The organism is Halorubrum sp. SD41, from assembly GCF_058630335.1.
In genome coordinates, this window is the sequence record NZ_JBZVGZ010000002.1 from 79,533 (window position 1) to 104,228 (window position 24,696).

24 protein-coding genes are annotated in these 24,696 nt (G+C 68.9%); 9 read left to right on the forward strand and 15 right to left on the reverse strand.

Translation table 11 applies throughout. The annotated features are described in order from the left end of the window. Positions 1-126: 126 nt before the first annotated feature. Complete coding sequence (locus tag AC4NMM_RS01165) at positions 127-627, reverse strand: metal-dependent hydrolase (protein WP_096393550.1); 501 nt, start codon at positions 625-627, stop codon at positions 127-129. A gap of 199 nt (positions 628-826) precedes the next feature. Between AC4NMM_RS01165 and AC4NMM_RS01170 the strand changes: the two genes are divergently transcribed. Then, positions 827-1,960, forward strand: a complete 1,134-nt coding sequence (locus AC4NMM_RS01170) for a pyridoxal phosphate-dependent aminotransferase (protein WP_491923322.1) — start codon at positions 827-829, stop codon at positions 1,958-1,960. Between the two features lie 13 nt (positions 1,961-1,973). Here the strand turns inward: AC4NMM_RS01170 and AC4NMM_RS01175 are convergent, their stop codons facing one another. Continuing rightward, positions 1,974-2,267 (reverse strand): hypothetical protein, encoded by a 294-nt coding sequence (locus AC4NMM_RS01175; protein ID WP_096393548.1) that lies wholly within the window; start codon positions 2,265-2,267, stop codon positions 1,974-1,976. Positions 2,268-2,430: 163 nt separating this feature from the next. On the opposite strand from AC4NMM_RS01175, the gene ileS reads away from it, so the two are divergent. Continuing rightward, entirely contained in the window at positions 2,431-5,583 is a 3,153-nt protein-coding gene (gene ileS, locus AC4NMM_RS01180; protein ID WP_491923323.1) for an isoleucine--tRNA ligase, read from the forward strand. 123 nt (positions 5,584-5,706) lie between these two features. Further along, entirely contained in the window at positions 5,707-6,180 is a 474-nt protein-coding gene (locus AC4NMM_RS01185) for a GNAT family N-acetyltransferase (protein ID WP_096393546.1), read from the forward strand. A gap of 40 nt (positions 6,181-6,220) precedes the next feature. On the opposite strand, the gene lrpA1 is transcribed toward AC4NMM_RS01185, so the two are convergent. From lrpA1 to AC4NMM_RS01200, 3 genes are all read right to left on the reverse strand, one after another. Next, on the reverse strand, positions 6,221-6,649 hold the full coding sequence (lrpA1, locus tag AC4NMM_RS01190; protein WP_096393545.1) for an HTH-type transcriptional regulator LrpA1: 429 nt from the start codon (positions 6,647-6,649) through the stop codon (positions 6,221-6,223). A gap of 83 nt (positions 6,650-6,732) precedes the next feature. Then, positions 6,733-7,671 carry a thiamine pyrophosphate-dependent enzyme gene (locus AC4NMM_RS01195; protein ID WP_096393544.1) on the reverse strand — a complete coding sequence of 313 codons (939 nt, stop codon included), beginning with the start codon at positions 7,669-7,671 and terminating at the stop codon, positions 6,733-6,735. 3 nt (positions 7,672-7,674) lie between these two features. Beyond that, positions 7,675-9,570, reverse strand: a complete 1,896-nt coding sequence (locus tag AC4NMM_RS01200; protein WP_096393543.1) for a 2-oxoacid:acceptor oxidoreductase subunit alpha — start codon at positions 9,568-9,570, stop codon at positions 7,675-7,677. A 173-nt stretch (positions 9,571-9,743) separates the two neighbouring features. On the opposite strand from AC4NMM_RS01200, the gene dph5 reads away from it, so the two are divergent. The 3 genes from dph5 to AC4NMM_RS01215 all read left to right on the forward strand — a co-directional run bounded on the left by dph5 (position 9,744) and on the right by AC4NMM_RS01215 (position 11,456). Beyond that, entirely contained in the window at positions 9,744-10,541 is a 798-nt protein-coding gene (gene dph5 / locus AC4NMM_RS01205; protein WP_491923324.1) for a diphthine synthase, read from the forward strand. A 77-nt stretch (positions 10,542-10,618) separates the two neighbouring features. Further along, the gene (locus tag AC4NMM_RS01210; protein ID WP_096393541.1) at positions 10,619-11,005 is read left to right on the forward strand and encodes a CBS domain-containing protein; all 387 of its coding nucleotides are present in this window, start codon (positions 10,619-10,621) and stop codon (positions 11,003-11,005) included. A 76-nt stretch (positions 11,006-11,081) separates the two neighbouring features. Next, positions 11,082-11,456, forward strand: a complete 375-nt coding sequence (locus tag AC4NMM_RS01215) for a CBS domain-containing protein (protein WP_096393540.1) — start codon at positions 11,082-11,084, stop codon at positions 11,454-11,456. Positions 11,457-11,501: 45 nt separating this feature from the next. Here AC4NMM_RS01215 and AC4NMM_RS01220 read toward each other — a convergent pair whose 3' ends face one another. From AC4NMM_RS01220 to AC4NMM_RS01260, 9 genes are all read right to left on the reverse strand, one after another. Then, on the reverse strand, positions 11,502-12,749 hold the full coding sequence (locus AC4NMM_RS01220; RefSeq protein WP_096396124.1) for an MgtC/SapB family protein: 1,248 nt from the start codon (positions 12,747-12,749) through the stop codon (positions 11,502-11,504). 179 nt (positions 12,750-12,928) lie between these two features. Then, complete coding sequence (gene artA / locus AC4NMM_RS01225) at positions 12,929-13,891, reverse strand: archaeosortase A (protein ID WP_096393539.1); 963 nt, start codon at positions 13,889-13,891, stop codon at positions 12,929-12,931. Between the two features lie 122 nt (positions 13,892-14,013). Beyond that, positions 14,014-14,466, reverse strand: coding sequence for a transcription elongation factor Spt5 (locus AC4NMM_RS01230; protein WP_004598345.1), 453 nt, complete (start codon positions 14,464-14,466; stop codon positions 14,014-14,016). Continuing rightward, complete coding sequence (locus tag AC4NMM_RS01235; protein WP_004598344.1) at positions 14,466-14,642, reverse strand: protein translocase SEC61 complex subunit gamma; 177 nt, start codon at positions 14,640-14,642, stop codon at positions 14,466-14,468. Before AC4NMM_RS01235 ends, AC4NMM_RS01230 begins: the two co-directional genes overlap by 1 nt. A 121-nt stretch (positions 14,643-14,763) precedes the next feature. After that, positions 14,764-15,921: a cell division protein FtsZ gene (gene ftsZ / locus AC4NMM_RS01240; RefSeq protein WP_096393538.1), complete on the reverse strand. Its 1,158-nt coding sequence runs from the start codon at positions 15,919-15,921 to the stop codon at positions 14,764-14,766. A 146-nt stretch (positions 15,922-16,067) separates the two neighbouring features. Then, entirely contained in the window at positions 16,068-17,483 is a 1,416-nt protein-coding gene (locus AC4NMM_RS01245) for a D-aminoacyl-tRNA deacylase (RefSeq protein ID WP_096393537.1), read from the reverse strand. 86 nt (positions 17,484-17,569) lie between these two features. Further along, positions 17,570-18,520, reverse strand: a complete 951-nt coding sequence (locus AC4NMM_RS01250; protein ID WP_096393536.1) for a calcium/sodium antiporter — start codon at positions 18,518-18,520, stop codon at positions 17,570-17,572. A 110-nt stretch (positions 18,521-18,630) separates the two neighbouring features. Next, the gene (locus AC4NMM_RS01255) at positions 18,631-18,825 is read right to left on the reverse strand and encodes a DUF7333 family protein (RefSeq protein WP_096393535.1); all 195 of its coding nucleotides are present in this window, start codon (positions 18,823-18,825) and stop codon (positions 18,631-18,633) included. Between the two features lie 102 nt (positions 18,826-18,927). After that, positions 18,928-19,872: a PhzF family phenazine biosynthesis protein gene (locus tag AC4NMM_RS01260; RefSeq protein ID WP_491923325.1), complete on the reverse strand. Its 945-nt coding sequence runs from the start codon at positions 19,870-19,872 to the stop codon at positions 18,928-18,930. A 123-nt stretch (positions 19,873-19,995) separates the two neighbouring features. On the opposite strand from AC4NMM_RS01260, the gene AC4NMM_RS01265 reads away from it, so the two are divergent. Together AC4NMM_RS01265 and AC4NMM_RS01270 are read left to right on the forward strand one after the other, a co-directional pair. Further along, positions 19,996-21,339 carry an alkaline phosphatase family protein gene (locus tag AC4NMM_RS01265; RefSeq protein WP_491923326.1) on the forward strand — a complete coding sequence of 448 codons (1,344 nt, stop codon included), beginning with the start codon at positions 19,996-19,998 and terminating at the stop codon, positions 21,337-21,339. 95 nt (positions 21,340-21,434) lie between these two features. Next, positions 21,435-21,944 (forward strand): DUF7097 family protein, encoded by a 510-nt coding sequence (locus AC4NMM_RS01270; RefSeq protein ID WP_491923327.1) that lies wholly within the window; start codon positions 21,435-21,437, stop codon positions 21,942-21,944. Between the two features lie 46 nt (positions 21,945-21,990). On the opposite strand, the gene AC4NMM_RS01275 is transcribed toward AC4NMM_RS01270, so the two are convergent. Then, positions 21,991-22,731, reverse strand: coding sequence for a hypothetical protein (locus AC4NMM_RS01275; protein ID WP_096393531.1), 741 nt, complete (start codon positions 22,729-22,731; stop codon positions 21,991-21,993). A 140-nt stretch (positions 22,732-22,871) separates the two neighbouring features. Here AC4NMM_RS01275 and AC4NMM_RS01280 point away from each other — a divergent pair, with 140 nt between their 5' ends. Then, entirely contained in the window at positions 22,872-23,555 is a 684-nt protein-coding gene (locus tag AC4NMM_RS01280) for a DUF6517 family protein (protein WP_096393530.1), read from the forward strand. The last annotated feature ends 1,141 nt before the right edge of the window (positions 23,556-24,696 follow it).

Consider the following 24,696-nt stretch of genomic DNA (forward strand, 5'->3'; position numbering starts at 1 on the left):
AACGGCTGAAAATCCGAAACTGTGCGCCGCCGATCCGGTGTCGCTTACTTATAAACAACCGACTGAACCTTCCACGCTATCGTCGACGCCGCCGATCGCCGGACGACCGCCTCAGCCGCGATTTATTTATAAACCCAACCCCGCTGCGGCCTGCGAGGCAGCCGAGAGGTCGAGATCGAGGTTGACGACGTAGGTGTGGATCGCCCAGAAGCCCGCCAGCTCGATCGCGGTGATGATCACGGTGACGAGGTCGGCGTACTTGCTGCTCGTCGTCACGCCGCTCGGCAGCCCGAACTCCCTGTCCGAGAGCGGGTGGAACAGCGCGATGCCGCGCCGGCTCCCGACCACGTCGAGGAGGTAGTGGGTCAACACGCCGATCCACACGTACTGGAGGTTCCCGAAGACGATCGGGTACGCGAGGAAGACCGCCAGCACGGGGAGGCTGTGGAGCGTCTTCCGGTGGCGCCCGAAGGCGGTGTCGACGTCGGGGAACAGCGCTCCAAGCACGACCGGGACGGTGATCTCGGCGACGGTGGTCGCCGTCGCCATGTCGAGGCCGGGCTCCACGATGAACCCGAGCCCGAGGGCGAGCAGCAGGCCGTTGAGGACGTGGCCGCGTTTGTTCATACCGCTCGCTTCGCGCGTCGATAGGTCAAACCACCGGATCGCGGCGACGATCGCGGGACGGGCGTCCCCCGGTCCACCTCGGCCACGGCGCAACGACCCGCTCCGCCGCGGTCCGCACCGCCGCTCCGCCGCGGTCCGCACCGCCGCTCCGCCGCTCCCGGGTCGAAAGAGCCACGGCGGGCGCGCCCGACCCGACCGTATGGAGTACGAGGAGCCGAAGTTCTTCCACGTGATGCAGTACGCCGCGGCCGCCGACGGCGACGTCATCGACATGGTGAGCGGCAACCCCGACTGGGAGCCGCCCGCCGCGCTCCGGGAGGCGCTCCGCGAGTACGCCGACCTGCCGCCCGCCGACTTCCAGTACCCCCCGAGCGACGGGCTCCGCGAGCTCCGGGAGGCGATCGCCGAGCGCCGCGGCGTCGACCCCGAGCGCGTGGTCGTCACCAACGGCACCGGCGAGGCGAACTACCTCGCCATGGCGCGCGCGCTCGACCGCGGGGCGGGCGACGAGGCGCTGTTGATGGACCCGGTGTACCCGTACTACCCCGGGAAGACCCACCTGCTCGGCGGCGAGCCGACGCTCGTCCCGACCGACCGCGACGGGAGCCTCGACGTCGACGCGGTCCGCGAGGCGGCGAGCGAGGACACCGCCCTGATAGTCTTAAACACGCCGAACAACCCGACCGGCGCCGTCTACGACCTCGACGCGGTCCGGGAGGTCGTCGGTATCGCCGAGGCGGTCGACGCCCTCGTTCTCGTCGACGAGGTGTACGACCGGTTCGACCTCGCCGGCTCGTTCGAGTCCGCCCTCACCCTCGATTCGGACCGCGTGATCGTCACCAGCGGCTTCTCGAAGTCGATGGCGATAACGGGGCTCCGCGTCGGCTACGGCGTGTTCCCCGAGGCGCACGTCGGCGACGCCAAGACCCGGCACATGCTCGTGAACGTCACCGGCGCGCGCCCCTCGCAGTACGCGGTACACCACGCGCTCGCCGAGACGCCGCCGGAGTACTACGCCGAGTCACGGGAGCTGCTCGCCGACCGCGTCGACGCGTTCACCGACGCGCTCGACGCGGCCGGCGCGGAGTACAGCCGCCCGGAGGGCGCCTTCTACGTCCTCGCGCGCTTCGAGGGGTTCCCCGGCACGATGGCGAACGTCAAGCGGCTGGTCGACGAGGCGGGCGTCGCCGGCATGCCCGGCGAGGCGTTCGGCACCGCCCGCGACGAGTGGATCCGCTTCGCGCTGGTGACGCCGCGCGCGACCGAGGCCGCAGAGCGGCTCGCGGACTACTTCGCGGACGGGGCGCCGGAAACGCCGGCGGACCCGCGGTAAGCGGCGGCGACCGCTACCCGCCGCCGCCCCCGCCGAAGCCCCCCTTCCCCGCCTCGGCCTCTCGCTCGCGGCGCTCGCGCTCGTCGTCCGCGTCCGCCGCCGGTCGCTCCGACGGCGACCGCTCCGGCGCCGACGCGGACCGCCGCGCCGAGAGCGCCCACCCGAGCGCGTACGTCGCGACCGCGGCGGCGACCCCCGCGGCGGTGCCGAGGAACTGTGCGCCGACTGCGAACGAGACGGCGGCCAGCACCGGCCCGCCGAGGAGCGCGTACCCCAGATTCTCGCGCACGACTCGCGGCGTTTCCATGCCCCGATCGTTCGGTTCCCGGTGGAAGTGTCTTGTCCCGTTTCGCCGCCGCTGAACCGTTCCGGGGACTCCGCAGCCGCTGAATCGTTCCGGGGACTCCGCAGCCGCTGAACCGTTCCCACGACTCCGCCGTATTCAAATACGCGCGCGCAGACCAACGCGTATGGAGCAGATCGACGACCAGTACGCGCCCGCGGACGTCGAGTCCGCGGTCGACGAGTACTGGGACGAGCACGACGCCTACGAGGCGGCGAAGGAGGCGCACGCCGACGACCCGCCGTTCTTCTTCGTGGACGGCCCGCCGTACACCTCCGGGCAGATGCACCTCGGGACGGCCTGGAACAAGACGCTGAAGGACGCCGTCATCCGGCACAAGCGGATGACCGGCCACCGCGTCACCGACCGCCCCGGCTACGACATGCACGGGCTCCCGATCGAGGTGAAAGTCGAGGAGGAGCTCGGCTTCGAGAACAAGCGGGACATCGAGGAGTACGGGATGGAGTCGTTCATCGAGACGTGCAAGGAGTTCGCCCTCGAAAACCGGGCGGCGATGGACGAGGACTTCAAGTCCATCGGCGTGTGGATGGACTGGGAGGACCCCTACGAGACCATCTCGCCGGAGTACATGGAGGCCGCCTGGTGGGCGTTCTCCGAGGTCGCCGACAACGGGCTCGTCGAGCAGGGGAAACGCTCCATCTCGCAGTGCCCGCGCTGCGAGACGGGGCTCGCCAACAACGAGGTCGAGTACGAGGACGTGGAGGACCCCTCCATCTACGTGAAGTTCCCGCTCGCGAACCGCGAGGGAAGCCTCGTCGTCTGGACGACGACGCCGTGGACCATCCCCGCGAACACCTTCGTCGCCGTCGACGAGGAGCTCACCTACAACGCGGTCCGCGCGGAGAAGGACGGCGAGGAGGAGCTCATCTACGTCGCCGCGGAGTGCGTCGAGGACGTGTTACAGGAGGGCCGCTACGAGGCGTACGAGGTCGAGGCCGAGCTGACCGGCGACGAGCTGGTCGGCTGGTCGTACGACCATCCGCTCGCCGACCGCGTCGCCGAGTACCCGGACTTCGAGGGTGCGGGACAGGTGTACGCCGCCGACTACGTCGAGGCGGACCGCACCGGGCTCGTCCACTCCGCGCCGGGCCACGGGGAGGAGGACTTCGAGCGCGGCACCGAACTCGGCTTAGACATCTTCTGTCCGGTCGCGCCGAACGGCGAGTTCACCGAGGCGGCCGGCGAGTACGCCGGGCAGTTCGTGCGCGACGCCAACGACGACATCGTCGACGACCTCGTCGCCGACGGCCACATGCTCGCGCACGGCACCGTCGAGCACAGCTACGGCCACTGCTGGCGCTGTGACACCGGGATCATCCAGCTGGTCACCGACCAGTGGTTCATCTCGATCACGGACGTGAAGGAGGACCTCCTCGACAACATGGAGGACTCCGAGTGGCACCCCAAGTGGGCGCGGGACAACCGGTTCCGCGACTTCATCGAGGACGCCCCCGACTGGAACGTCTCCCGCCAGCGCTACTGGGGCGTCCCGATCCCGATCTGGGTGCCCGAGGACGCGGCGGCCGGGAACCTCGACGAGGACATGATCGTGATCGGCACCCGCGAGGAGCTCGCCGAGCGCGTCGAGGAGGACGTCGACCCCGAGTCGATCGACCTCCACCGCCCCTCCGTCGACGATCTCACGATCGTCGAGGACGGCACCACCTACCGGCGCGTCGAGGACGTGTTCGACGTGTGGCTCGACTCCTCCGTCGCGACGTGGGGCACGCTCGGCTACCCGAGCGACGAGGCCGCGCACGACGAGCTGTGGCCCGCCGACCTGATCATCGAGGCGCACGACCAGACGCGCGGCTGGTTCTGGTCGCAGCTCGGGATGGGCACCGCCGCGGTCGATCAGATCCCCTACGAGGAGGTGTTAATGCACGGCTTCGCCAACGACGAGGACGGTCGGAAGATGTCGAAGTCGGTCGGCAACATCGTCACGCCGGAGGAGGCGATCGAGCGCGCCGGCCGCGACCCGCTCCGCACCTACCTCCTCTCGCACGACCAGCAGGGGGTCGACCTCGCGTTCGAGTGGGACGGGCTCGGCGAGCTACAGGGTAAGCTCAACATCCTCTGGAACGTGTTCCGCTTCCCCTTGGAGTACATGGAGCTCGACGGCTACGATCCCGCCGACGCCGACCTCTCCGACGGCGAGCTGGAACTCGTCGACGAGTGGGTGCTCTCCCGGCTCCAGTCGGTCGAGGCCGAGGTCGTCGACGCCTGGGACGACTACCGCGTGAGCGACGCGGTCAACGCCGTCATCGAGTTCGTCACGCAGGACGTCTCGCGGTTCTACGTGAAGGCCGTCCGCGACCGCATGTGGGAGGAGGCCGACTCCGCCTCCAAGCGCGGCGCGTACGCGACGCTCGCGACCGTCCTCGACGAGGTGATCCGGCTGCTCGCGCCGATCGCCCCGTACCTCTCCGAGCGGATGTACCAGCGGCTCGACGGCGCGGCGACGACGGTCCACGCGCTGTCGTACCCCGAGCCGGACGCCGACCTGCGCGACCCCGACCTCGAACGCGACGTGGCGGTCTTCCGCGACGTCGAGGAGGCGGCCGCGAACGCGCGCCAGCAGGCCGGCCGGAAGCTCCGCTGGCCCGTGCCGCGGGTCGTCGTCGAGACGGACGACGAGACGGTCGCGGCCGCGGTCGACCGGCTGGAGGAGCTGATCGCCGACCGCGTCAACGCCCGCGAGGTGGTCGTCACCGAGGCCTTCGACGAGCTCGTCGAGACCGCGGAGCCGCAGATGGCCGCCATCGGCCCCGCCTTCGGCGGCGACGCGCAGAAGGTGATGGAGGCGGTCCAGGGCGCGAGCCGCGCTGCGGTCGAGGGCGGCGAAGTGACCGTTGACGGCGAGCCCGTCGACCTCGACGACGAGATGGTCGAGTACGTCGCGGAGCCGCCGGCAAACGTCTCCGGCGCCGACTTCGAGGGCGGCACCGTCTACGTCGACACCTCGCTGACCCCCGACATCGAGTCCGAGGGGTACGCCCGCGACGTGATCCGCCGGATCCAGGAGATGCGCAAGGAGCTCGACTTGGACGTCGAGGCGCGGATCCGCGTCGGCGTCGCGGTCGACGACGGGCGCGTCGCCGGCTTCGTCGACGACCACGCCGACCTCATCGCCGGCGAGGTGCGCGCCGACGCGTGGCTCGACGACCCGAGCGACGCCGCCGACGCCGAGGGCGGCCTCGTCGAGGAGTGGGACGTCGAGGAGACGACCGTCACGATCGGCGTCGAGCCGGTCGCGTAGGGGCTCGGTCGGGGGACGCGCCGGTCTTCGGTCGGCCGACGAAGCGGATCGCGCGCCCCGCCGCCGGCCGCGGGTCGCGCCGACGCCGAAACCTATAGGTGCGTTCTTTACTCACGGTCGACCATGTATGTCCGGGCGGCTCGCCCCGACGACGCGGAGGCGTTGCGGACCGCGGTGTCGCGAGCCCGCGAGGAGACGGTGTTCGACGACATCGGCGCGCCCCTGCTCGACGTGTCCGCCGCCGGCGTCCGCGAGGCCGCCGCCGAGGCGGAGTGGTCGTTCCTGATGGAACACGACGAGGAGGGTCCCGTGGGCCTCGCGATCGCGCACCCGGACCCGGACGACACCGAGGCGGAGCTGCTGGCGCTTTGGGTCCACCCGAACCGCGCGGGAGAGGGGGTCGCGGACGAGCTGCTCGCCCGCGTGGGGAACGCGCTCGCCGACCGGGATATCGAGACGCTCCGCGCGACGGTCCCGCCGGACCGCCCCAGCGCTGAGGAGTTCTTCAGCGCGCACGGGTTCGCGCGGCGCGGGACCCGCCGGAGCCCGGCGGGCGACGAGTCGGTCGTCGTCGCGGACCCGCGGGCGCTCGCCTGACGCGGACGCGGCGACGAACGGGGCCGGACCGCCCTCCGCGTCACTTCAGCCGCTCTTGGAGGAAGGAGGGGTGCGCCGCGGTGACGCCGTCGACGCCGAGCAGCTTCTCGGAGATGACGTCGCCGAGCTCGTCGCCGTCGCCGGCGCGGACCTCGGCCATCAGCATGTGGTCGCCGGAGGAGGTGTACAGCGCCTGTACCTCGTCGAGCGACTTCAGTTCGCGGGTGGCCGCAACGTACTGGCCCGAGTCGACGTCCATGCCGACCATCGCGATCGACTGCGACGAGAGCTTCTTCGGGTCGACCTCCGCGGAGTAGCCGACGATAACGCCCCGCTCTTCGAGGCGGTCGATGTACTTCCGCACCGTCGGCTTCGAGACATCGGCCCGCTCGGCGATCTCCCCGCAGGACGCCTGCGCGTCCTCCTCTAACACGGAGAGGATCCGTTCTTCCGTCGATACCGTACTCATACCACTACGTTTGTCACCAATGAAAAAATACCTTGCGAATCAAAAAACGAACTCACCGCGCCGTGAACGGCCGCCGGCCCCGCTCAGGCGTGTTTGTCGAGGAACATGTCGTGGGAGCGCTCCCACTCGTAGTCGTCGTCCCAGTAGCGCTCGGCGAGCGGCTCGTCGGGCATCTCGCCGATGGCCTGCTTCTCGGCGCCGTAGGAGGGGCGCTCCTCGTCGACGTAGAAGCGGCCGGTGAGGACCTCGCCCTCGTACAGCGACTCCTCGGTCTCGCGCATCATCTCGGCGGCCTCGACGCGGTCCGTCTTGTCGAACTCGTAGTCGTCGGACTCGTTGACGTCGATGTACGGGACGTACTGGCGCGCGTCCTTGTTCCACGTCGGACACTGGGTGAGGAAGTCGACGTGCGCGAACCCGTCGTGTTCGATCGCCTCGGTGATGATCTCCTTCGCCTGGTTCGGGTTCACCGCGGCCGTCCGGGCGACGTAGGACGCGCCGGCGTTCAGCGACATCGAGAGCGGCTTGATCGGCTCCTTGGCGCTGCCCGAGGGCTGCGTCTTCGACTTGTGGCCCTTCGGGCTGGTCGGGGAGGTCTGTCCCTTCGTGAGCCCGAAGATCTCGTTGTTGAACACGATGTACGTCATGTCGTGGTTCTCCCGGGCCGTGTGGACGAAGTGGTTCCCGCCGATCCCGTAGCCGTCGCCGTCGCCGCCGGCGGCGATCACTTCGAGGTCGGGGTTCGCGAGCTTCGCGGCGCGGGCCACGGGCAGCGAGCGCCCGTGGATCGTGTGGAACCCGTACGTGTCGAGGTAGCTGTTCAGCTTGCCCGAACAGCCGATCCCCGTACAGAGCAGCGTCTCCTCGGGCGTGCGCCCGACCTCCGGCAACGCCTGCTTGAGCGCCTTCAGGACGCTGAAGTCACCGCAGCCCGGACACCAGGTCGGCTGCGGCTCCACGCCGGGGGTGTACTCGTCGCGGTCGATCTCTCGCTCCTCTCCGATCGCTGAAAACGTGCTCATTGGTTAGTCACCTGCGGCTGGGACGAAGGTGGTCTGATGGCCGGACGCGTCGCCGTCGCCCTCGACGACCGCGGCCTCGAACCCGTCGACGATCTCCGCCGGCTCGAACGGGTTCCCGTTGTACTTCAGCAGGCTCGACAGCTTCTCGCCGTAGCGGCCGAGGTTCTTCTGGACGAGCCCGCGGAACTGTCCGGACGCCGTCATCTCGACGACGAGGACCTCGTCGACGCTCGCGACGAACGCCTCGACCTGCTCGGTCGGGAACGGGAGCATGTCGGAGACGCCGTACGACTTCACCGAGATCCCGGCGTCGTTGAGGCGACCGACCGCCTCCTCGACGGTCCCCTGCTGGCTACCGAACGTGAGGATGCCGTACTCGGCGTCCTCGGGACCGGCGTACGAACCGGTGTCCTCCTCGTCGAGGTCGTCGCGGATGGCCTCCAGCTTCTGGGTCCGCCGGTCGATCTGCGCGACGCGGTTGTCGGGCGACTCCGCGATGTGCCCGGTCGGGTCGTGTTCGTTGCCGGTCGCGAGGAAGCGACCGCCCTTCTGGCCGGGGATCGACCGCGGGGAGACGCCGTCTTCCACGTCGTGCTGGAAGCGGTGGAACTTCCCGTCGGCCGAGTGCGGCTCGTCGGCCAGCGCGTCCTCCGAGAGCGTCTTCCCGAGCGTCGGGTTCGGCTCGCGGTCGAAGTGGCTCTTCGGGACGTTCTTCATCTCGCCGCCGAGCTTCTGGTCGTACAGGAGGATCGACGGGATCTGGTACTCGTAGGCCAGCCGGAAGGCGAGCCGCGACTGCTCGTACGCCTCCTCGACGGTCCCGGGCGCCAACACGACGCGCTGGGAGTCGCCCTGCGAGGTGTAGAGGACGTGTTCGAGGTCGGACTGCTCCGGCTTCGTCGGCATCCCGGTCGAGGGGCCGGCGCGCATGGCCTCGACGAGGACGACGGGCGTCTCCGTCATCTCCGCGAGCCCGAGCGGCTCGGACATCAGCGCGAACCCGCCGCCCGAGGAGCCGGACATCGCCTTGACGCCGGCGTGCGAGGCGCCGACCGCGAGCGCGGCCGCGGCGATCTCGTCTTCCACCTGCTCGGAGATCCCGCCGAGCTTCGGCAGGTTCTGCGTCATGATGGTGAACACCTCGGTCCACGGCGTCATCGGGTAGCCGGCGATGAACCGGCAGCCCTCGTCGATGGCGCCGTAGGAGATGGCGTCCGAGCCGGACATGAGCAGCTGGGTCTCGTCGTGTTCGCCCGTCGGCACCGAGACGTCCGGGGCGTCCACGTCGTACTCCTCGCGGACCTGGTCGTACGCGATCTGGAGGATCTCGAGGTTCGGTTCGAGGATCTTCTCCGGCATCGCGTCGCGCATGAGGTCCTGTACGTGGTCGAGATCCATCCCGGTCAGCGCGCAGGTCGCGCCGACGCCGGCGGTGTTCCGCATGACCTCGCGCCCCTGGTCGCGGGCGAGCCCGCGGAGGTCGAGGGGGAACACGTGCCAGTCGTTCTCCTCGACGCGCTCGTCGAAGTTCGGGATCTCGGAGGCGTCGAGGAGTCCCTCGTCGTAGACGATAACCCCGCCCTCGCGGAGCTCGTCTAAGTTCTCCGAGAGCGGCTTGATCTCTTCGTTGCCGTAGACGGCCTCCTCCTGCGGGTTGCGGGCGAACGAGTCGCCCAGCGCGAGCAGGAAGTTGTAGCCGTCGCCCCGGGATTCGACGGGGTCCGCCGACGCGCGGACCTCGGTGTAGGTGTGACCGCCGCGGATCCGCGACGGGTAGTGCCGATGCGTGAAGACGTTGAGCCCCGATCGCATCAAGGCCTTCGCGAAGTTCTGGCTGGTCGAAGCGATCCCGTCACCGGATCCCCCCGATATCCGCCAGATGAGTTCGTCGTCAGTCATAGTGGTGTGTGAGCCCGAGTGGGCCTCGTGGTCCGAAGTTGTGTTGGTTCCCTCTTAGGGCTTGCTATGGAATCCCAAGGGACAATCATGAAGGTCTATTAGGATGCCACTCTATCCCACACCGCCGACCGGGGTTCCGCGTCCTTTTACTGCGCCGCGCGCCGAGCGCGGACATGCTCACGTTCATCGGGCTCGGCCTCTACGACGAGCGCTCCGTTACCGTCGAGGGGCGGGAGGCGCTGCGCGAGGCCGACCGCGTCTTCGCGGAGTTCTACACCAGTCGGCTCGTCGGCGCCGACGTCGCCGACCTGGAGGCGCACCACGGCGTCGACGTCGAGGTCCGCGACCGCGACGGCGTCGAGCGGGACCCGGAGCCGATCCTCGACGTGGCCGCGTCCGGCGACGCGGCGTTCCTCACCGCCGGCGACACGATGATCTCGACCACTCACACCGACCTCCGCCTCCGCGCCGAGGAGCGCGGCATCGACACGCGGGTGGTCCACGGGGTCACCGCCCAGTCGGCGGCGTCGAGCCTCACCGGCCTCCAGAACTACCGGTTCGGCAAGGCGACGACGCTGCCGTTCCCGTACGCGCACGGCGGCGACGACGTGCCCGCGAGCGTGGTCGAGACGATCGAGGCGAACCGCGAGCGCGGGCTCCACACCGTCGTCTACCTCGACATCAAGGTGGGAACGGGACCGACCGGCCCCGATCCCGACCACGAGGAGTACATGACCGCGGCCGTCGCCGCGGGCCTGCTCGCCGACAACTGGGCCGACGAGCTCGCGGTCGTCGTCGCGCGTGCCGGCTCCCCCGACGCCGTCGTGGCGGTCGACCGACTGAGCGCGCTCGCCGACCGCGAGTTCGGCGACCCGCTCCACCTGCTCGTGATCCCCGGCGACCTCCACCACGTCGAGGCGGACGCCCTCGTCGGCCTCGCCGGCGCCCCCCAGTCGCTCGTCGAGGAGTGAGTCCTCGCGGTCGGACCCGCGCGGCGGTCACGGACCGACCGGACGTTTGATTATCGTGCCGCGCGTTGGCAGGCGGCATGAACGACGTGCCCGTCGACCGGCTGATGTCGACCGACCTCACGACGATCGAACGCGGGGCCGCCGCGGCCGACGCGGCGAAGCGAATGCGGGAGACAGGCGTCGGCTCGATCCTCGTCGTCGAGCCCGACGGGACGCTGGCGGGCCTGATCACCGCGACGGACTTCGTCGCGCTCGTCCGCGACAACGACCCGAAGGACCGGACACCGGTCGAGGCGTTCATGACGACCGACATCGTCACCGTGGGCCGCGACGACACCGTCGCCGAACTGGCGGAGCCGACCGCGCACGGCTACACCCACCTCCCGGTGACCGACGCCGACGGCAGGCCGATCGGGATGGTGTCGACGACGGACCTCACAGCGTACCTTTCGAGGGCGCGGTGACCGACCGGAACCGCGGCGCCCGCCCCGCGTTGTGCGTTCCGGAAGAGTAATGTGATACGGTACCACACAGCGAGGTATGGATCTCGACGACAGAACACGCGTCGCGGACGTGATGTCGACCCCGCTGGAGACGATCGGCGCGAACGCGCCGGTTCGGGACGCCGCCCGTCGGATGCGCGACGAGGGGATCAGCGCGCTGGTCGTGACGACCGGCGGCGGCTGTATCGTCACGCAGAGCGACGTCGTCGGGGCGGTCGCCGACGGGCGCGACCCAGAGGCGACGGCGGTCCGCGACGTGATGACCGAGGACGTCGAGACGGTGACGCCCGACCTGATGATGCAGGAGGTCGCCGCCATGATGACGATGTACGGCGTGAAACACCTCCCAGTCGTCGACGACGACTACGTGGGGATGGTGTCGTCGACGGACATCGCCGAACACCTCTCCTGAAAGCGGCTTGACCGTCGACTCCGCCCGACTCCGCGGCGAAAGCGATCAGAGTACTAACAGCGGTAGCCCGGCGATCACGCCCACGGCGATCAACAGGAGGTTCCAGAGGAACACCGGCCGTACCAGTTCGCGCGCGATGCTCGCGGCGAAGGCGGTCTTGATCAGGATGCTGGCGGCGGTGCCGGCCACCACGCCCGCGACCGCGGCCTCGACGCCGATCTGACCGGTCCCGAGCAGCGAGACGGCCGTAGTCGTCGAGGTCCCCGACGACACCAGCCCGGCGAGGAAGGAGGTGGCGACGAACCCGCCCGCGCCGAACGTCTCCTCGGCGACCGCCGAGACGAGCAGCACGAGCAGGAAGAGCGCGCCGAAGGTGAGCGCGTTCCCGAGGCTGAACGGAGAGGTGAGCTCGGCCTCCATCGCCGTCCGCCAGTCGCTTCGCCACACCGCGACGCCGATCCCCGCGAGCGTGATCGCGCCGAGGGGCACTCCGACGACGAGCGCCGCCTCCGGGACGAAGACGGCCACCACCGCGGCGTTCCGGAACGCCATCGCCGCGTTCGCGAGGAGGATCGACCCCACCGCGATCTCGCGGAGGTCCGCCCGCCCCTTCGCGCGCTTCGCCATCTCCGCGACGACCGCGGTCGAGTTGACGAGCCCGCCGAAGAAGCCCGTCACCGCGTAGCCGCGCCCCTGGTACCGCTTGACGAGGACGTAGTTGACGAAGCCGATGGCGCTGACCGCGACCACCAGCGACCAGACGAGCCGCGGCTGGACCGCGCCCCACGGGTCGATCGTCTCGGCGGGGAGGAGCGGGAAGACGACGAACGCGAGGATGGTGAACTCCACGGCGCTGCGCACCTCCTCGCGGGAGAGCCCCCACGCGAACTCGTGGAGCTCCCGCTTCAACACGAGCAGCAGCGACGACAGCACCGCCACCGTCACCGACTCGATGAAGAGTCCTTCCGCGACGAGGACGCCGACCCCGTACGCGACGAGCATCGACGCCGACGTCGTCAACGAGAGCCCGTCCACGTCGGGCTCGACGAAGCTCCGGACCGCGAGCAAGACCGCGCTGGCGACCACCAACACCCCGCCGACGACGAGCAGCCCGGGCTCGTCGAGCAGCGAGAACACGGCCGCCGCGAGGCTGACGAGCGCGAACGTCCGGATCCCCGCCGACTTCTGGGACCACTCGCGCTCCAGCCCGAGGAACATGCCGAGCGCGGTCGCGAGGACCAGCTTGGCGACGTTCGTCTCCAGGTAGACGAACGGGTCGACCGCGCTCAGCACCGGCGACCACCCCGTCGCGGCCGGGCTCCGCGGCCGGAGCCCGGCGGTCCGTCTCGCGTCCTCGCAGTCATGGTCGCTCGTACCCGTCGCCAACGTCTATAGCTTGCTATATAGCGCTATATATTTTCGGGAACACGACCGCCTCGGTCGCCCGCCGGTGTCGGCGACCGGATTCCGGGCTACCGGTTCGTCGGCTCGCGCGGGAGGTCGAGCGACTCCGTCAGGTCGTGTTCCTCGCCGGTGATGAGGTAGAGGACGTCCTCCAAGATCACCGCGAGCTCGGGCAGCTGGCGCACCGCGAGGAACGTGATCGCGATGAGCGCCACGACCGCCAACAGCTGGCTCATGATCCGGTCCGAGATGAGGAAGGAGACGCGGTACGGGTCGGTCGCGCCGAACATCGTCAACACCAGGTCCGGGTACCAGTGCATGTACTGGTTGCCCGCCACTACCGAAATGAACGTCGTCCGGAGGAGGTTCAGGACGTAGATGAGCGGGAGCGACACCGCGAGCGCGCGGAGCTTCCGCGAGAGCGGCGCCTCGACGGCGGCCACGAGGCCGCCGAAGATGGCCATGCTTCCGAGCCCCGTACACGCCAGCACGATGTGGATGACGACGGTGTGGCCGTCGTCGAGCGTCCACGAGTACGCCGCGTCGTACCCCTCGCTGCTCGTCACCGCCTCCGGCGCGTACCCGAGGAGATCGATGAGGGCCCCGGTCTGCGCCGCGACGATCTCGATGAGGACCCGACGGGGCTCCGGCACCGCGATCCCGGCGAACGTGAACGCCGGGATCGTCTCGAACGGGAGGTAGATGAACAGCATAATCGCGATGGCCCGAGTCAGGGTGAAAAGCGACGCCCGCCCGTCGTACAGGAGGTACCCCGCGTACACGCTGGCGGGGAAGCCGGCGAGCGCGAGGATCGACTCGACGTAGCTCTGGTGTTCGAACGCGAAGTACGGCACCGTCGACAGCCAGAACAGCCCGAACAGCGCCCACGTCGCGGCCGCGAGCGTCCGCCCCGCGGACAGCCCGCGGCTGTCGAGCAGCCACGCCGTCGCGAAGAGGATCGCGACGATCCACGCGAACGTGAACGTGTCGGGGATCACGCTCAACACCGCCGGCGCGCCGTGGCCGAACATATCCGTCTGGTCGGTCGTCGTCGAATAAAGCCCTTGTCGTTGCGTGCGGGCCCCGCGTCAGACCACTGGACCGGTCCGCCGCGGCTCCGCTGCCCGTCGCGCCGCTCGCTCAGTACAAGGCGCTACCGCTCCTCGCTGTCGAGCACGCGGATCTGGTCGCCGCGGACCGTCACCGGAATCGGCACGGTCGCCTCGTACAGCTCGACGGTTACCTGGTCTTTCCCCTCGTCGATCCGCTGGACGCGCGCCTTCTCGCCCTTGAACGGGCCGGCGATCAGCTCGACGATGTCGCCCTCGCCGATCCCCTCCACGTCCGGGGTCGGCGAGAGGAAGTGCTCGACCTCGGAGAAGGGGCTCTCGGCGGGCCCGTCGCCGCCCTGGATGACGCCGCGGGCGTGCGGGATCTCGTCGAGGATCCGGCCGAAGGCGGTCCCGTCGGTCGCCTCGACCATCACGTAGCTCGTGAGCTGGTCGGGGGCGATGACGGCCTGGATCTCCGGCGCCTCCTTCTCGGCGATCATGTCGGCGACGGTGCGCTCCTGGCTCGCAGTCGTCTTGACCGAGTAGATCGGCATTACGCGCCGACCCCCGGGATCAAGCTCATGATCGCGAAGATCAGGAACCCGATGAACCCGATGAGCAGAATCCCGGCGCCGGCGATCTTCGACACCTGGAGGAACTCGTCGGTGCTCGGCGTGCTCGCCAGCTTCAGCACCCGAATGTAGCTGTTGAGGTCGTACGGAACGTCCATGTTAGCCGAGGATTTGAGACGAGACGGTTTTTACCTTTTGATGCGCGCCCCTAAGCCGAACGGTCAGGCGGTCGCGGTCGCCCGGTGGCCCGAGGCGATCGACTCCGTCGCCTGACGCCCGTTACTCTACGTAGTCGATGTCTTCGACGTCGCTCGGCGCGCCGCCCTCCGGCGGTTCGCCGTTGCTGCCGTAGATCTGCGGCGACTCGACGCCGGTGACGACGATCATCGTCCGCATCTCGCCCTCCAGCTCGTCGTCGACGGAGGTCCCCCAGATGATCCGCGCGTCGGGGTCGATCCGGTCGTAGATCTCCTCGACGACGCCCTCGGCCTCCTCGATGGACATGTCGGTGCCGCCGGTGACGTTCACGAGCGCGGAGTTCGCGCCCGAGATGTCCACGTCGAGCAGCGGCGAGCGCAGCGCCGACTTCACCGAGTCCTGCGCCTTCGAGTCGGAGTCGGACTCGCCGAGGCCGATCATCGCGACGCCGCCCTTCTCCATGACCGTGCGGACGTCGGCGAAGTCGAGGTTGACGAGCCCCGGCATCGTGATCAGCTCGGTGATCCCCTTCACCGAGCGCATCAGGACCTCGTCGGACACCTTGAACGCCTGCCGGACCGGGAGCTTCCCGACCGCGTCGAGCAGGCGGTCGTTGGGGACGACGATGACCGTGTCGCTCACGTCGCGGAGCCGTTCGAGGCCGGCCTCGGCGTTCGTCCGCCGGACCTCGCCCTCGGCCGTGAACGGCGTCGTGACGATGGCGATGGTGAGCGCGCCCGACTCGCGGGCGGCCTTCGCGACGACCGGCGCCGAGCCCGTCCCCGTGCCCCCGCCGAGCCCGGCGGTGACGAACACCATGTCGGAGCCGTCGATGGCGTCTTGGATCTCCTCTTGGGACTCGATGGCGGCCTCCTCGCCGACCTGCGGGAGGGAGCCGGCGCCGCGCCCCTGCGTCTTCTGCTGGCCCATGAGGATCTTCGTGTCGGCCTCGATGTTGACGAGGTGCTGGACGTCGGTGTTGGCGGCGACCAGCTTCGCGCCGTGGATCCCCTCCTCGGTCATCCGGTTGACCGTGTTGCCGCCGGCGCCCCCGCAGCCGACGACCGTGATGTTCGTCTGGAGGTCCTGGAGGACGTCCTGTAGCTCGTCGTCGGTCATCGTCCCGCTCTGCGGCGGCGCGCCGGCGCTCCCTCCGGCGGCGCTCTCGCCGGCTCCCCCGGCGTCCTCTGCGGGGGCCTCTTCGGCTTCGTCGATGGCGTCCTCAACGATGGAGTCCATTATATGGTGTGGTTGCGACCCGGACGTATTTATTTTTGCCCGTTCGTCTGACGCGAGTCGGACGCCGAAATCACCGGCGTCCGCCGCCGACCGCCGTGAGTACGGGCGCCGCGACCGTGCCCGCCGATCGCGGCGTTATTTATAAATCAGTCGCGCGAGCCGGCGTCGATCGGGAACCGGTCCGTGCGCGTCCGCGACACGTCCTCCGGCCCGACCGTCTCCCCGTCGACCTCGACGGTCTCCCCGTCGGCCAGCCGCCCGAACGCCGGTCCCTCCGGGACGCCCCGCTCGGCCGCCAGCGCCGGGTCGAACGCCGTCTCGCTGGCGACGACCGCGTTCCGGTCGGGCGCCACCTCGACCGCGTCGTAGCCCGTTTCCAACACTTCCGCCAGTCCCTCGACGAGGTCCGCGTACCCCGGCGTCTCCGAGGCCGTCGCGAACGCGACGCGCCCGGTCGCGCGGGTTCCGCCCTGCTCCGTGTCGAACGCGATCGCGACGCGCTCGACCGCCTCCCGCGCCGCGTCGGCGTCGAGGCCCTGCGCCCGGGCGAGCAGGTCCGCCGGGAGGTCGCGGACGCGGACCGCGTCGCCGATCGCGTCGGCGTCGCCGCGCTGCTCGCCGGCCAGTTCCGGCTCGACCGCGCCGAACCGCAGCCCCTCGTCGACGGGACCGATCTCGACCTCCAGGTGCTCGACGAGCGGGAGCGGCGCGCCGCCGACCTCGCGGACCCATGTCTCGCTCACGACCCGGTGGCCGAGGTCCTCGACGACCGCGGCGAGTTCGGGACGGTCACCGTCGATCACGGCGCGGTCGGCCCGGCTCCGTTCGAAGGCGGCCTCGATCACGTCGCGGTTCGCGTCGGGTGCGCCGAGGTCGGCGAGCGCCCAGTCGGCGCCGACGTGCCCCACCGCCCACTCCGTCTCGCGGACGATCCGGGTGAACCGCGGCGCGTAGTGGCCGCCGCCGAAGCCGACGACGTGGCGGGGACGGCCGCCGGAATCATCGGTCAGATCGGCGCCCGTCCCCCGCAGGTCGAGGACCGCCCGCGCGACCGCCCGGGCCGCCGCCGGGTCCGCCCACTGGGGCTCGTCCGAGCCGAGTTCGACGAACAGGGAGGGGACCGACACGTCGGTCGGCCCGTGGTGCGTGCATTCGATACCGACCTCGTACCCCTCCGGCGCGTGCCGCGCGAGCGCCTCGACGACGCGCTTCTCGGCCCCGGGCGCGGCCCGCGCCAGCGACTCCGGCTCGCCGCCGTACTCGGCGCCGCCGAAGTTCCCGGTGACGTGCGCGGTGAGCAGTTCGCCGGTCTCGCCCGAATGCCGGGAGACGAACGCGATAAAGGCCGGGTCGCAGTCGAACGCGGCGGTCGGGTCCGACATGTGGATGTGGAGGTCGTCGAACTCGCGGAGCTCGACCCCGTCGGTCCGGTAGTACGTTCCGCCCCCGTCGGCGTCGGACCGCGAGCCGTCCTCCCGGGTCTCCCAGTCGCCGACCTCCAGCAGCCGCTCGCCGATGTGTTCGGAGGCGCTGTCGGCCCGGCTGACGACGATCGCTATCACGACACCGGCTCCGCCGTCCGCGACCGAATACCCGTCGGTTCGCGTTCCGTCACGCCTCCGCTCCGGTCCGCTGGACGGCTCCCGCGCTACGGGAGCAACAGGTAGACGAAGATCCCGTACCCGACGGTGAGGGCCGCGCCGTCGACGCGGGTGATCCGCTCGCGGTACGCCATCACCCCGACGATGGCGGCGGTGAACGCGAGCAGCGCGGGAAACTCGAAGCCCCGGACGCCCGGGGCGACGCGGATGGGGGTCACCACGGCGACGATGCCGATGACCGCGAGGACGTTGTAGATGTTCGAGCCGACGACGTTGCCGACGCTGAACTCCGCCTCGCCGCGCACCGCGGCCACGACGCTCGCGGCCAGTTCGGGCAGCGACGTGCCGAGCGCCAGCACGGTGAGCCCGATGAAGATGTCCGAGAAGCCGGCGGCCGCCAGAAGCGACTCGCTGCCGTCGATCAGCCACCGCGACCCGAGGACGAGCGCGGCGATCCCGGCGACGACGATCGCGGCGTCGCGGAGCTTCGCGTCGGGCATCTCGTCACGCTCGCTGTCGGTGATCGCCGACTGGTTCTCCTGGACGCGCCACAGGACCGCGGCGGTGAACGCGACGAGCGCCGCGAGCAGCACGGCGCCGTCGACGAGCCCGATCCGACCGTCCCAGCCGAGGCCGACGAGCAGCAGCGCGGCCAGCACCATGAACGGCACGTCTCGGCGGAAGACGGTGTCGGAGACGTCGAGCGGGCGGATCAGCGCGGAGACGCCCAGCACGAGCCCGATGTTCGCGATGTTCGAGCCGACGATCGCGCCGAGCCCGATGTCGGTCGACACCGTGACGGCGCCGAGGAGGGAGACGAAAAGCTCCGGGGCGGTCGTCGCGAACGCCACGACGGTGACGCCGACGGTCGACGCCTTCAGCCCGACGGCGAGCGCGAGGTCCCTCGCGCCCGCGACGAGCAGTTCGGCGCCGGCGTACAGGAGGGCGACGCCGCCGGCGATCAACAGCAGTTCGACGAGTGGCGACCCGGGCAGCACGATTCCGGGTTCGCCACGCCGTCTCAAAAGGCTCGTGATTCCCGGTCGGTCGCGGCGACAACCGCTATCGCTTCGCGATCGGGCGCTCGTCTCCCGCCTTCGGCGTCGGCTCAGGCGTGTCCGGCCCGGAACTCGCCGTGTTTCACGCCGAGCGCGAACGCGAGCGCGCCGAAGACGAGCATCGACGGGACGACCATCATCAGCGTCGTCTGGAGGGGCATCATCCCCGCGCCGATGAGGCCGCCGGCGCCGACCGCGACGATCAGTACGAGGATCGCTGCCGCGCGTGGAAGGTCGAACTCCATAGTCACGGTACGTCGCGAACGATGCTAAACGTTCGGTCCGCGGCCCGCGAGTCCGGCCGTGAGCGACGGGACCGTCCCGGTCGGCGGTTCGGGACAGGCGGTTTACGCCTCGATGATCTCGTCGTCCTCGTCGTCGGGGATCCGGATCTCCCCGTCGAGCGCGACCGTCGCCCGCCCGCCGACGCGGACGCCCTCCGCCTCGACGCGGACGCGGACGTGACCCGGCCGGTCGACGAAGTGGCCCTGCTCGAACCGGAGCTCCTCGGGCTCGTCGCCGTCGAAGGCGTCGACGTGGCGGAGGTACCCGCCGACCGCCCCGCTCGCGGTGCCCGTGACCGGGTCCTCGGGGATGCCGAGCGACGGCACGAACGCCCGGCCGTGGAGCGTCGAGTCCGCGTCGAGCGCGTCGAAGGTGAACGCGTAGACGCCCGCGACGTCGAACTCGTCGGAGAGCGCTTCGACCGCGTCGTCGTCCGGGTCGGCCTCGCCGAGCCGCTCCAAGAAGTTCACGGGGACGACGAGGAACGGAAGGCCGGTCGACGCGACCGCGACGGGGAGGTCCGCGCCGACGTCGCGCAGCGCGGCGGGGTCGACCCCGAGGGCGTCCGCGACCCGGTCGAGGTCGACGTCGACGACCTCCACGCTCGGCGCCTGCTGTCGCATCCAGACGGTGCCGTCGTCGTCGACCGCGACCGTGACGTCGCCGACGTTCGTGCGGACAGCGCGCTCGCCGCCGTCGATCGCACCCTCGGCGAACAGGGCGCCGTAGGTCGCGATCGTGGCGTGCCCGCAGAGGTCGACCTCCGTGGTCGGCGAGAAGTAGCGGAGCCGGTCGTCGGCCGCGCCGTCGCCGGCCGAGTCATCGCCGTCACCGGTCGCGCCGTCGCCGTCGGTTAGGAACGCCGTCTCCGAGGCGCCCAGTTCGGCGGCGACCGCGGCCATCTGGTCGTCGCTCAGCCCCTCGGCGTCCGGGACGACGCCGGCGGCGTTCCCGGCCAGCGGCTCCGCGGCGAACGCGTCGACGAGCAGCGCGCGTCGGGTCTCCATGTCGGGCCCTCCGCGGGTCACGGACAAAAAGCCCCCCGAGGGAGTCTTCGAGCGCGGGTCGGTCCCCGCGCTCTCTGCCGCGCCGATGTCAATCCTTTTGCCTTCGACCGCGGATGGGTGTGTATGGGCCTCTTCGACCGGCTGCGTGGGAGCGAGACGCCGCGGGTGGCGTTCATCGGGATCGACGGCCTCTCGTACCGGCTCGTCGCCGACAACCCCGAGACGTTCCCGACGCTGTCGGCGATCGCGGACGACGGCGAGGGCGGCGGGATCGACAGCATCGTCCCGGCGGAGTCGAGCGCGTGCTGGCCGAGCCTCACGACCGGGAAAAATCCCGGAGAAACGGGCGTGTACGGCTTTCAGGACCGCGAGGTCGGCTCTTACGACACGTACGTGCCGATGGGCCGCGACGTCCAGGCCCCGCGGGTCTGGGACCGCGCGACCGACGCGGGGTTCGACGCGACCGTGATGAACGTCCCCGTCACGTTCCCGCCCCAGCGGACCGTTCAGCGAATGGTCTCGGGCTACCTCTCGCCCGACCTCGACGCGGCCGCACATCCCGAGGAGCTCCGCGAGTACCTCACCGGCAGCGACTACCGCCTCTCGGTCAACGCGAAGCTCGGCCACAAGGAAGACAAGACCGCGTTCTTAGAACACGCCCGCGAGACCCTCGACGCCCGCGCCGCGGCCTTCGAGCGGTACGTCGAGCGCGACGACTGGGACCTCTTTGTCGGCGTCTTCACCGCTCCCGACCGCGTCAACCACTTCCTATGGGGCGACTACGAGGACGGCGGGACGTACCGCGAGGAGCTGCTCTCCTTCCACACCGCCTTAGACGACCACATCGGGACGGTCCGCGAGGCGCTCCCCGACGACGTCACGCTCGTCGTCGGATCGACGCACGGGTTCCGGCGCCTGCGCCACGACGTCTACTGCAACGAGTGGCTCGAACGTGAGGGGTGGCTCTCCTACGAGGACGACGGCCACGACGCGCTCGCCGACATCGACGACGCCCGCGCGTACTCGCTCGTCCCGGGCCGCTTCTACCTCAACGTCGAGGGGCGCGAGCCGGACGGGGTCGTCCCCGAATCCGAGTACGAGGAGAGGCGCGCGGAGCTGCGCGAGGCGCTGGAGTCGTGGACCGGCCCCGACGGGAACCCCGTCGCCGACCGCGTCGTCGACCGCGAGACGGTGTTCCGGGGCGACCACGCCGCCATCGCGCCCGACCTCGTCGTCCTCCCGAACGACGGGTTCGACCTCAAGTCCGGGTTCCGCCCGCACGACGAGGTGTTCGACCCCGACGGCCCGCGGACCGGGATGCACGCCTTCGACGACGCCGCGCTGTTCGTCGACCACCCGGACGCGACGGTCGAGGACGCCGACCTCCTCGACGTCGCGCCCACCCTCCTCCGCCTGCTTGACGTCGACTACGGCCGCACTGACTTCGACGGCGCCAGCCTCGTCTAACCGGCCGCGCCTCCCGCATCTCCCCCCACCCGCACCTCTCGCGTCTCCCCGCTCCGGCCGACCGAATTGAAGTGAGTCCGCCCCCACCGGCCGGTATGGAGCGCACTCCCGACGGGACTCCCGTCGGCGTCGACGACCCGTACGCGGTCGCCGGCGTCTGCGACCACCTCACCGACGACGGCCGGTGCCGCTTCGCGCTCACGCGCGCGGGACACGACCCCGAGTTCGCGGCCGCCCGACGCGTTGACGGATACGACTGTCACGTCGGCCCCGACCGCGAGTGGCACGCGTGCCCGCACTATCGGTCCACGACGGACGCGAAGGCCTGCTCCCGGTGCGGACTGGACGACGTGCGACTGGCCCACGACGACTCGCGGCCGCTCGTGGAGGAGCATCACCTCTCGTACGGCGGCGACGACGCTCACGAGATCACGGTCGGCCTCTGTCGCTGGTGTCACGCGAAGGTCCACAAGTCGATCGCTCGGATCGACGACGACGCGAGTCCGGCCCCCGAGGCGATCGCAGAACGCGAGCGCCGGCGGGAGACGGAGCGCTCGGCGTCGGCGTTCGAATCGGCCAGCGAGAAGTACGATTCCGAAGAGTAGTACGATTCCGAAGAGTAGTACGATTCCGAGGAGTGAACCGACCGAATCAGGCGTCGTCGGTCGGCCGGATCAGGTTCGCCAGCGCGACGAGCAGGCCGAGGAACCACCCGAGCGGCACCGAGATGCCGATCCACATCAGCACGTAGCCGAGCCCGGGGAGCCCCCACTGCTCGCCGAACGTCTCCAGGTCGAACGCGCCGCGGAGCGCCTCGTTGATCCCGCCCACCGAGAGGAACGTGTCGAGGATCCACCGCGCCAGCTCGTAGCTCGGCGGTAAGATTAGTTCCTCCAGCGTCGGCGTGACGAGCGCGGCGACGACCGGCGGTAAGAACAGCGCCGTCATCGCGAACGGGTACGCGAGCAGGACGCTGACGAACCGCCCGCCGACCTTCGAGAAGCCGGCGGCGAGCGCGGCCGAGACGACCGCCACCGTGCTGGCGGCGCCGACCGCGATCACCGCGTCGAACGGGAGTTGGAGGTGCGTGATCACCGTCAGCGTCCCCCAGACGACGGCGGCGACGAGCACGGCGCCGGCGACGCCGATGCGGGTGACCGCGGAGTCGAGCTTCGCCGCGTAGTAGCGCGTGGCGAACCCGACGAGCAGGAGCGGGTACGCGACCGCGACGAGCGGCGCGCCCAGCACCGCCCAGAGGTAGTAGCCGACCGACTGGACGGTCGTCTCGGGCTTCCACTTCCCGAGGACGGCGCTCGGGTCGAGCTGCCGCGGGAAGACCACCTCCATCCACGTCTCGTGGAGGCGAACCACGTCTAAGAAGAGCGCTTCCACCAGCCCGGTTTGTCCTCGACGTTCCATTTGCCTCACGTCGCGCGCGGCCCGACGTGAACTTTGTGCCTTCGGCTGCGGGGTTCTCGCGACTAATAGACGCGTCGATAGGCTTAAAGAACTGTGTAGACCTACCAGAACACATGAAACGACGTGGACTGCTCGCAGCCGTGGCCGCCTCGGCGTCCGTCGCGGTCGCCGGCTGCGCCGGCCAGGACGGGAGCTACGAGTTCGACGCGGAACCGGCGCGCGTCCCTGAGAGCGCGTACGCCGACTCCGAGTACAACGGACAGGAGCCGGAGTCGTTCAGCATCGACCGCGAGTTCAACGTCACGGGCGTGAACGCGAGGGTAACGGCGACGACGTGGATCGCCCGGTACGTCAACCCGACGACCCAGTCGGCGCTGTTCGTGGCGAGCACGCCGAACGCCTCGGTCGCCGGCCAGTCGGTCAATCCCCTCGTCCGAGTGGAGGGCGCGGACCTCATCCGCCAGCTCCTCAACCAGGTCACTCAGCAGGGCGTCGGCGGCGGCAACGCCGACATCCAGACGGACGATATCGAGTCGCGCGGCGAGCAGACCCGGACGATCCTCGGCAAGGAGACGACCGTCTCGAAGTTTGAGACGACGGTCAGCGCCGACGTCGAAGGCTCGAACGGGCAGAGCGGGTCCGTCGAGGACATCCCCGTCTTCCTCTATCTCGCGACCGTCCAACACCAAGCGGCCGACGCGGACAGCGAGGACGTGATCGCGCTGGTGGGGCTCCATCCGGTCCAGGTCGATCAGTCCGAACAGCTGCTCGCGATGATGGAAGCAGTCGAACACTGACCGGCTTCGGCGACCACTCAGTTCCCGCCCTTCCGCTCGGTCCTTTTCCGGATTCACTCCGGTGAACCAGCTTGTATCACACCTTCATGCGGTGCCGCAGTCTTGCGATTATTTCTCCGAACGGAAGCTTTCACGTCCGTAAGCCATTTATAAGCGATCGACCCGAGTGAGAGATCCCGCGGTGTGACAAGAGCCGCTTCGCGGGGCCGGGCCGACTACCGACGTCGCGCTGCCCCGAGAGCGATCGCTCTGGCATCCGTGGCTCGTTCGCTATGATCCAGACGCGATCGCTTCGATGGCTGTGGGCCGGTATCGTGATCTGTGTCGTGGTGGGTGCTGTTGTTTTACTAATTATTTCTGGAACGTTCGCAGCCTCCGGACAACTATGGGATGTAGATAGTGCGAGCGATCTTGAAATTGGATCCGAACAACAGCAAGTAATCACCAATATCGAAGTTCTTGATTCTAACGAGCCTGTTGAGATTCATATTGGAGATATCGTTGACTCTGGAGCAGAGTTAGATAGTAATGCGACATCCTATCGAGTAGACATTGATGAGAAAACGAATAGCTCTGAGGTGTATATAGAAAACCCGAACACTTCAAATGCGACCGTTGTCGTATCTGCTTCAGCAATTTCTAGTTCTGGACGATTTGATCTATATATTAACAATATAGACACAACAAATGTTAGTAAATATAATAAAGAAGGATCAAAAATAAAATCTGTCATCTCATATACTGCTGAACAGGGAGGAAAGAAAGCATCAGTTGATTTTAATATATCTTCATTTGAGTCTATAAGTTTTAAATCTGACACGTATAATCAATCTACACAATCCGTTTTCTACGATTACTCCACTAACAACAATCAAAATCTAAACACTGCTGTAACAATTTGGGAGGCGAGACAAGATGGTACTCTAGGAGACAAAATCAAAACTGTAGAGACATCTAGCGAAAATATATCACTCAAAGGTACCGATCTTGAAGGTGAAACAAAGATAATAATCGGTCTTCACTCTTCACCAGACAAACACGGTTTCAATGCGATCTACGCTTTAGATTCAACAACAATTGATGTCTCTGTGCCTGCTCAACTCGTAGGCGGACCATTTTATTACGGCAGATCGGATGTAGA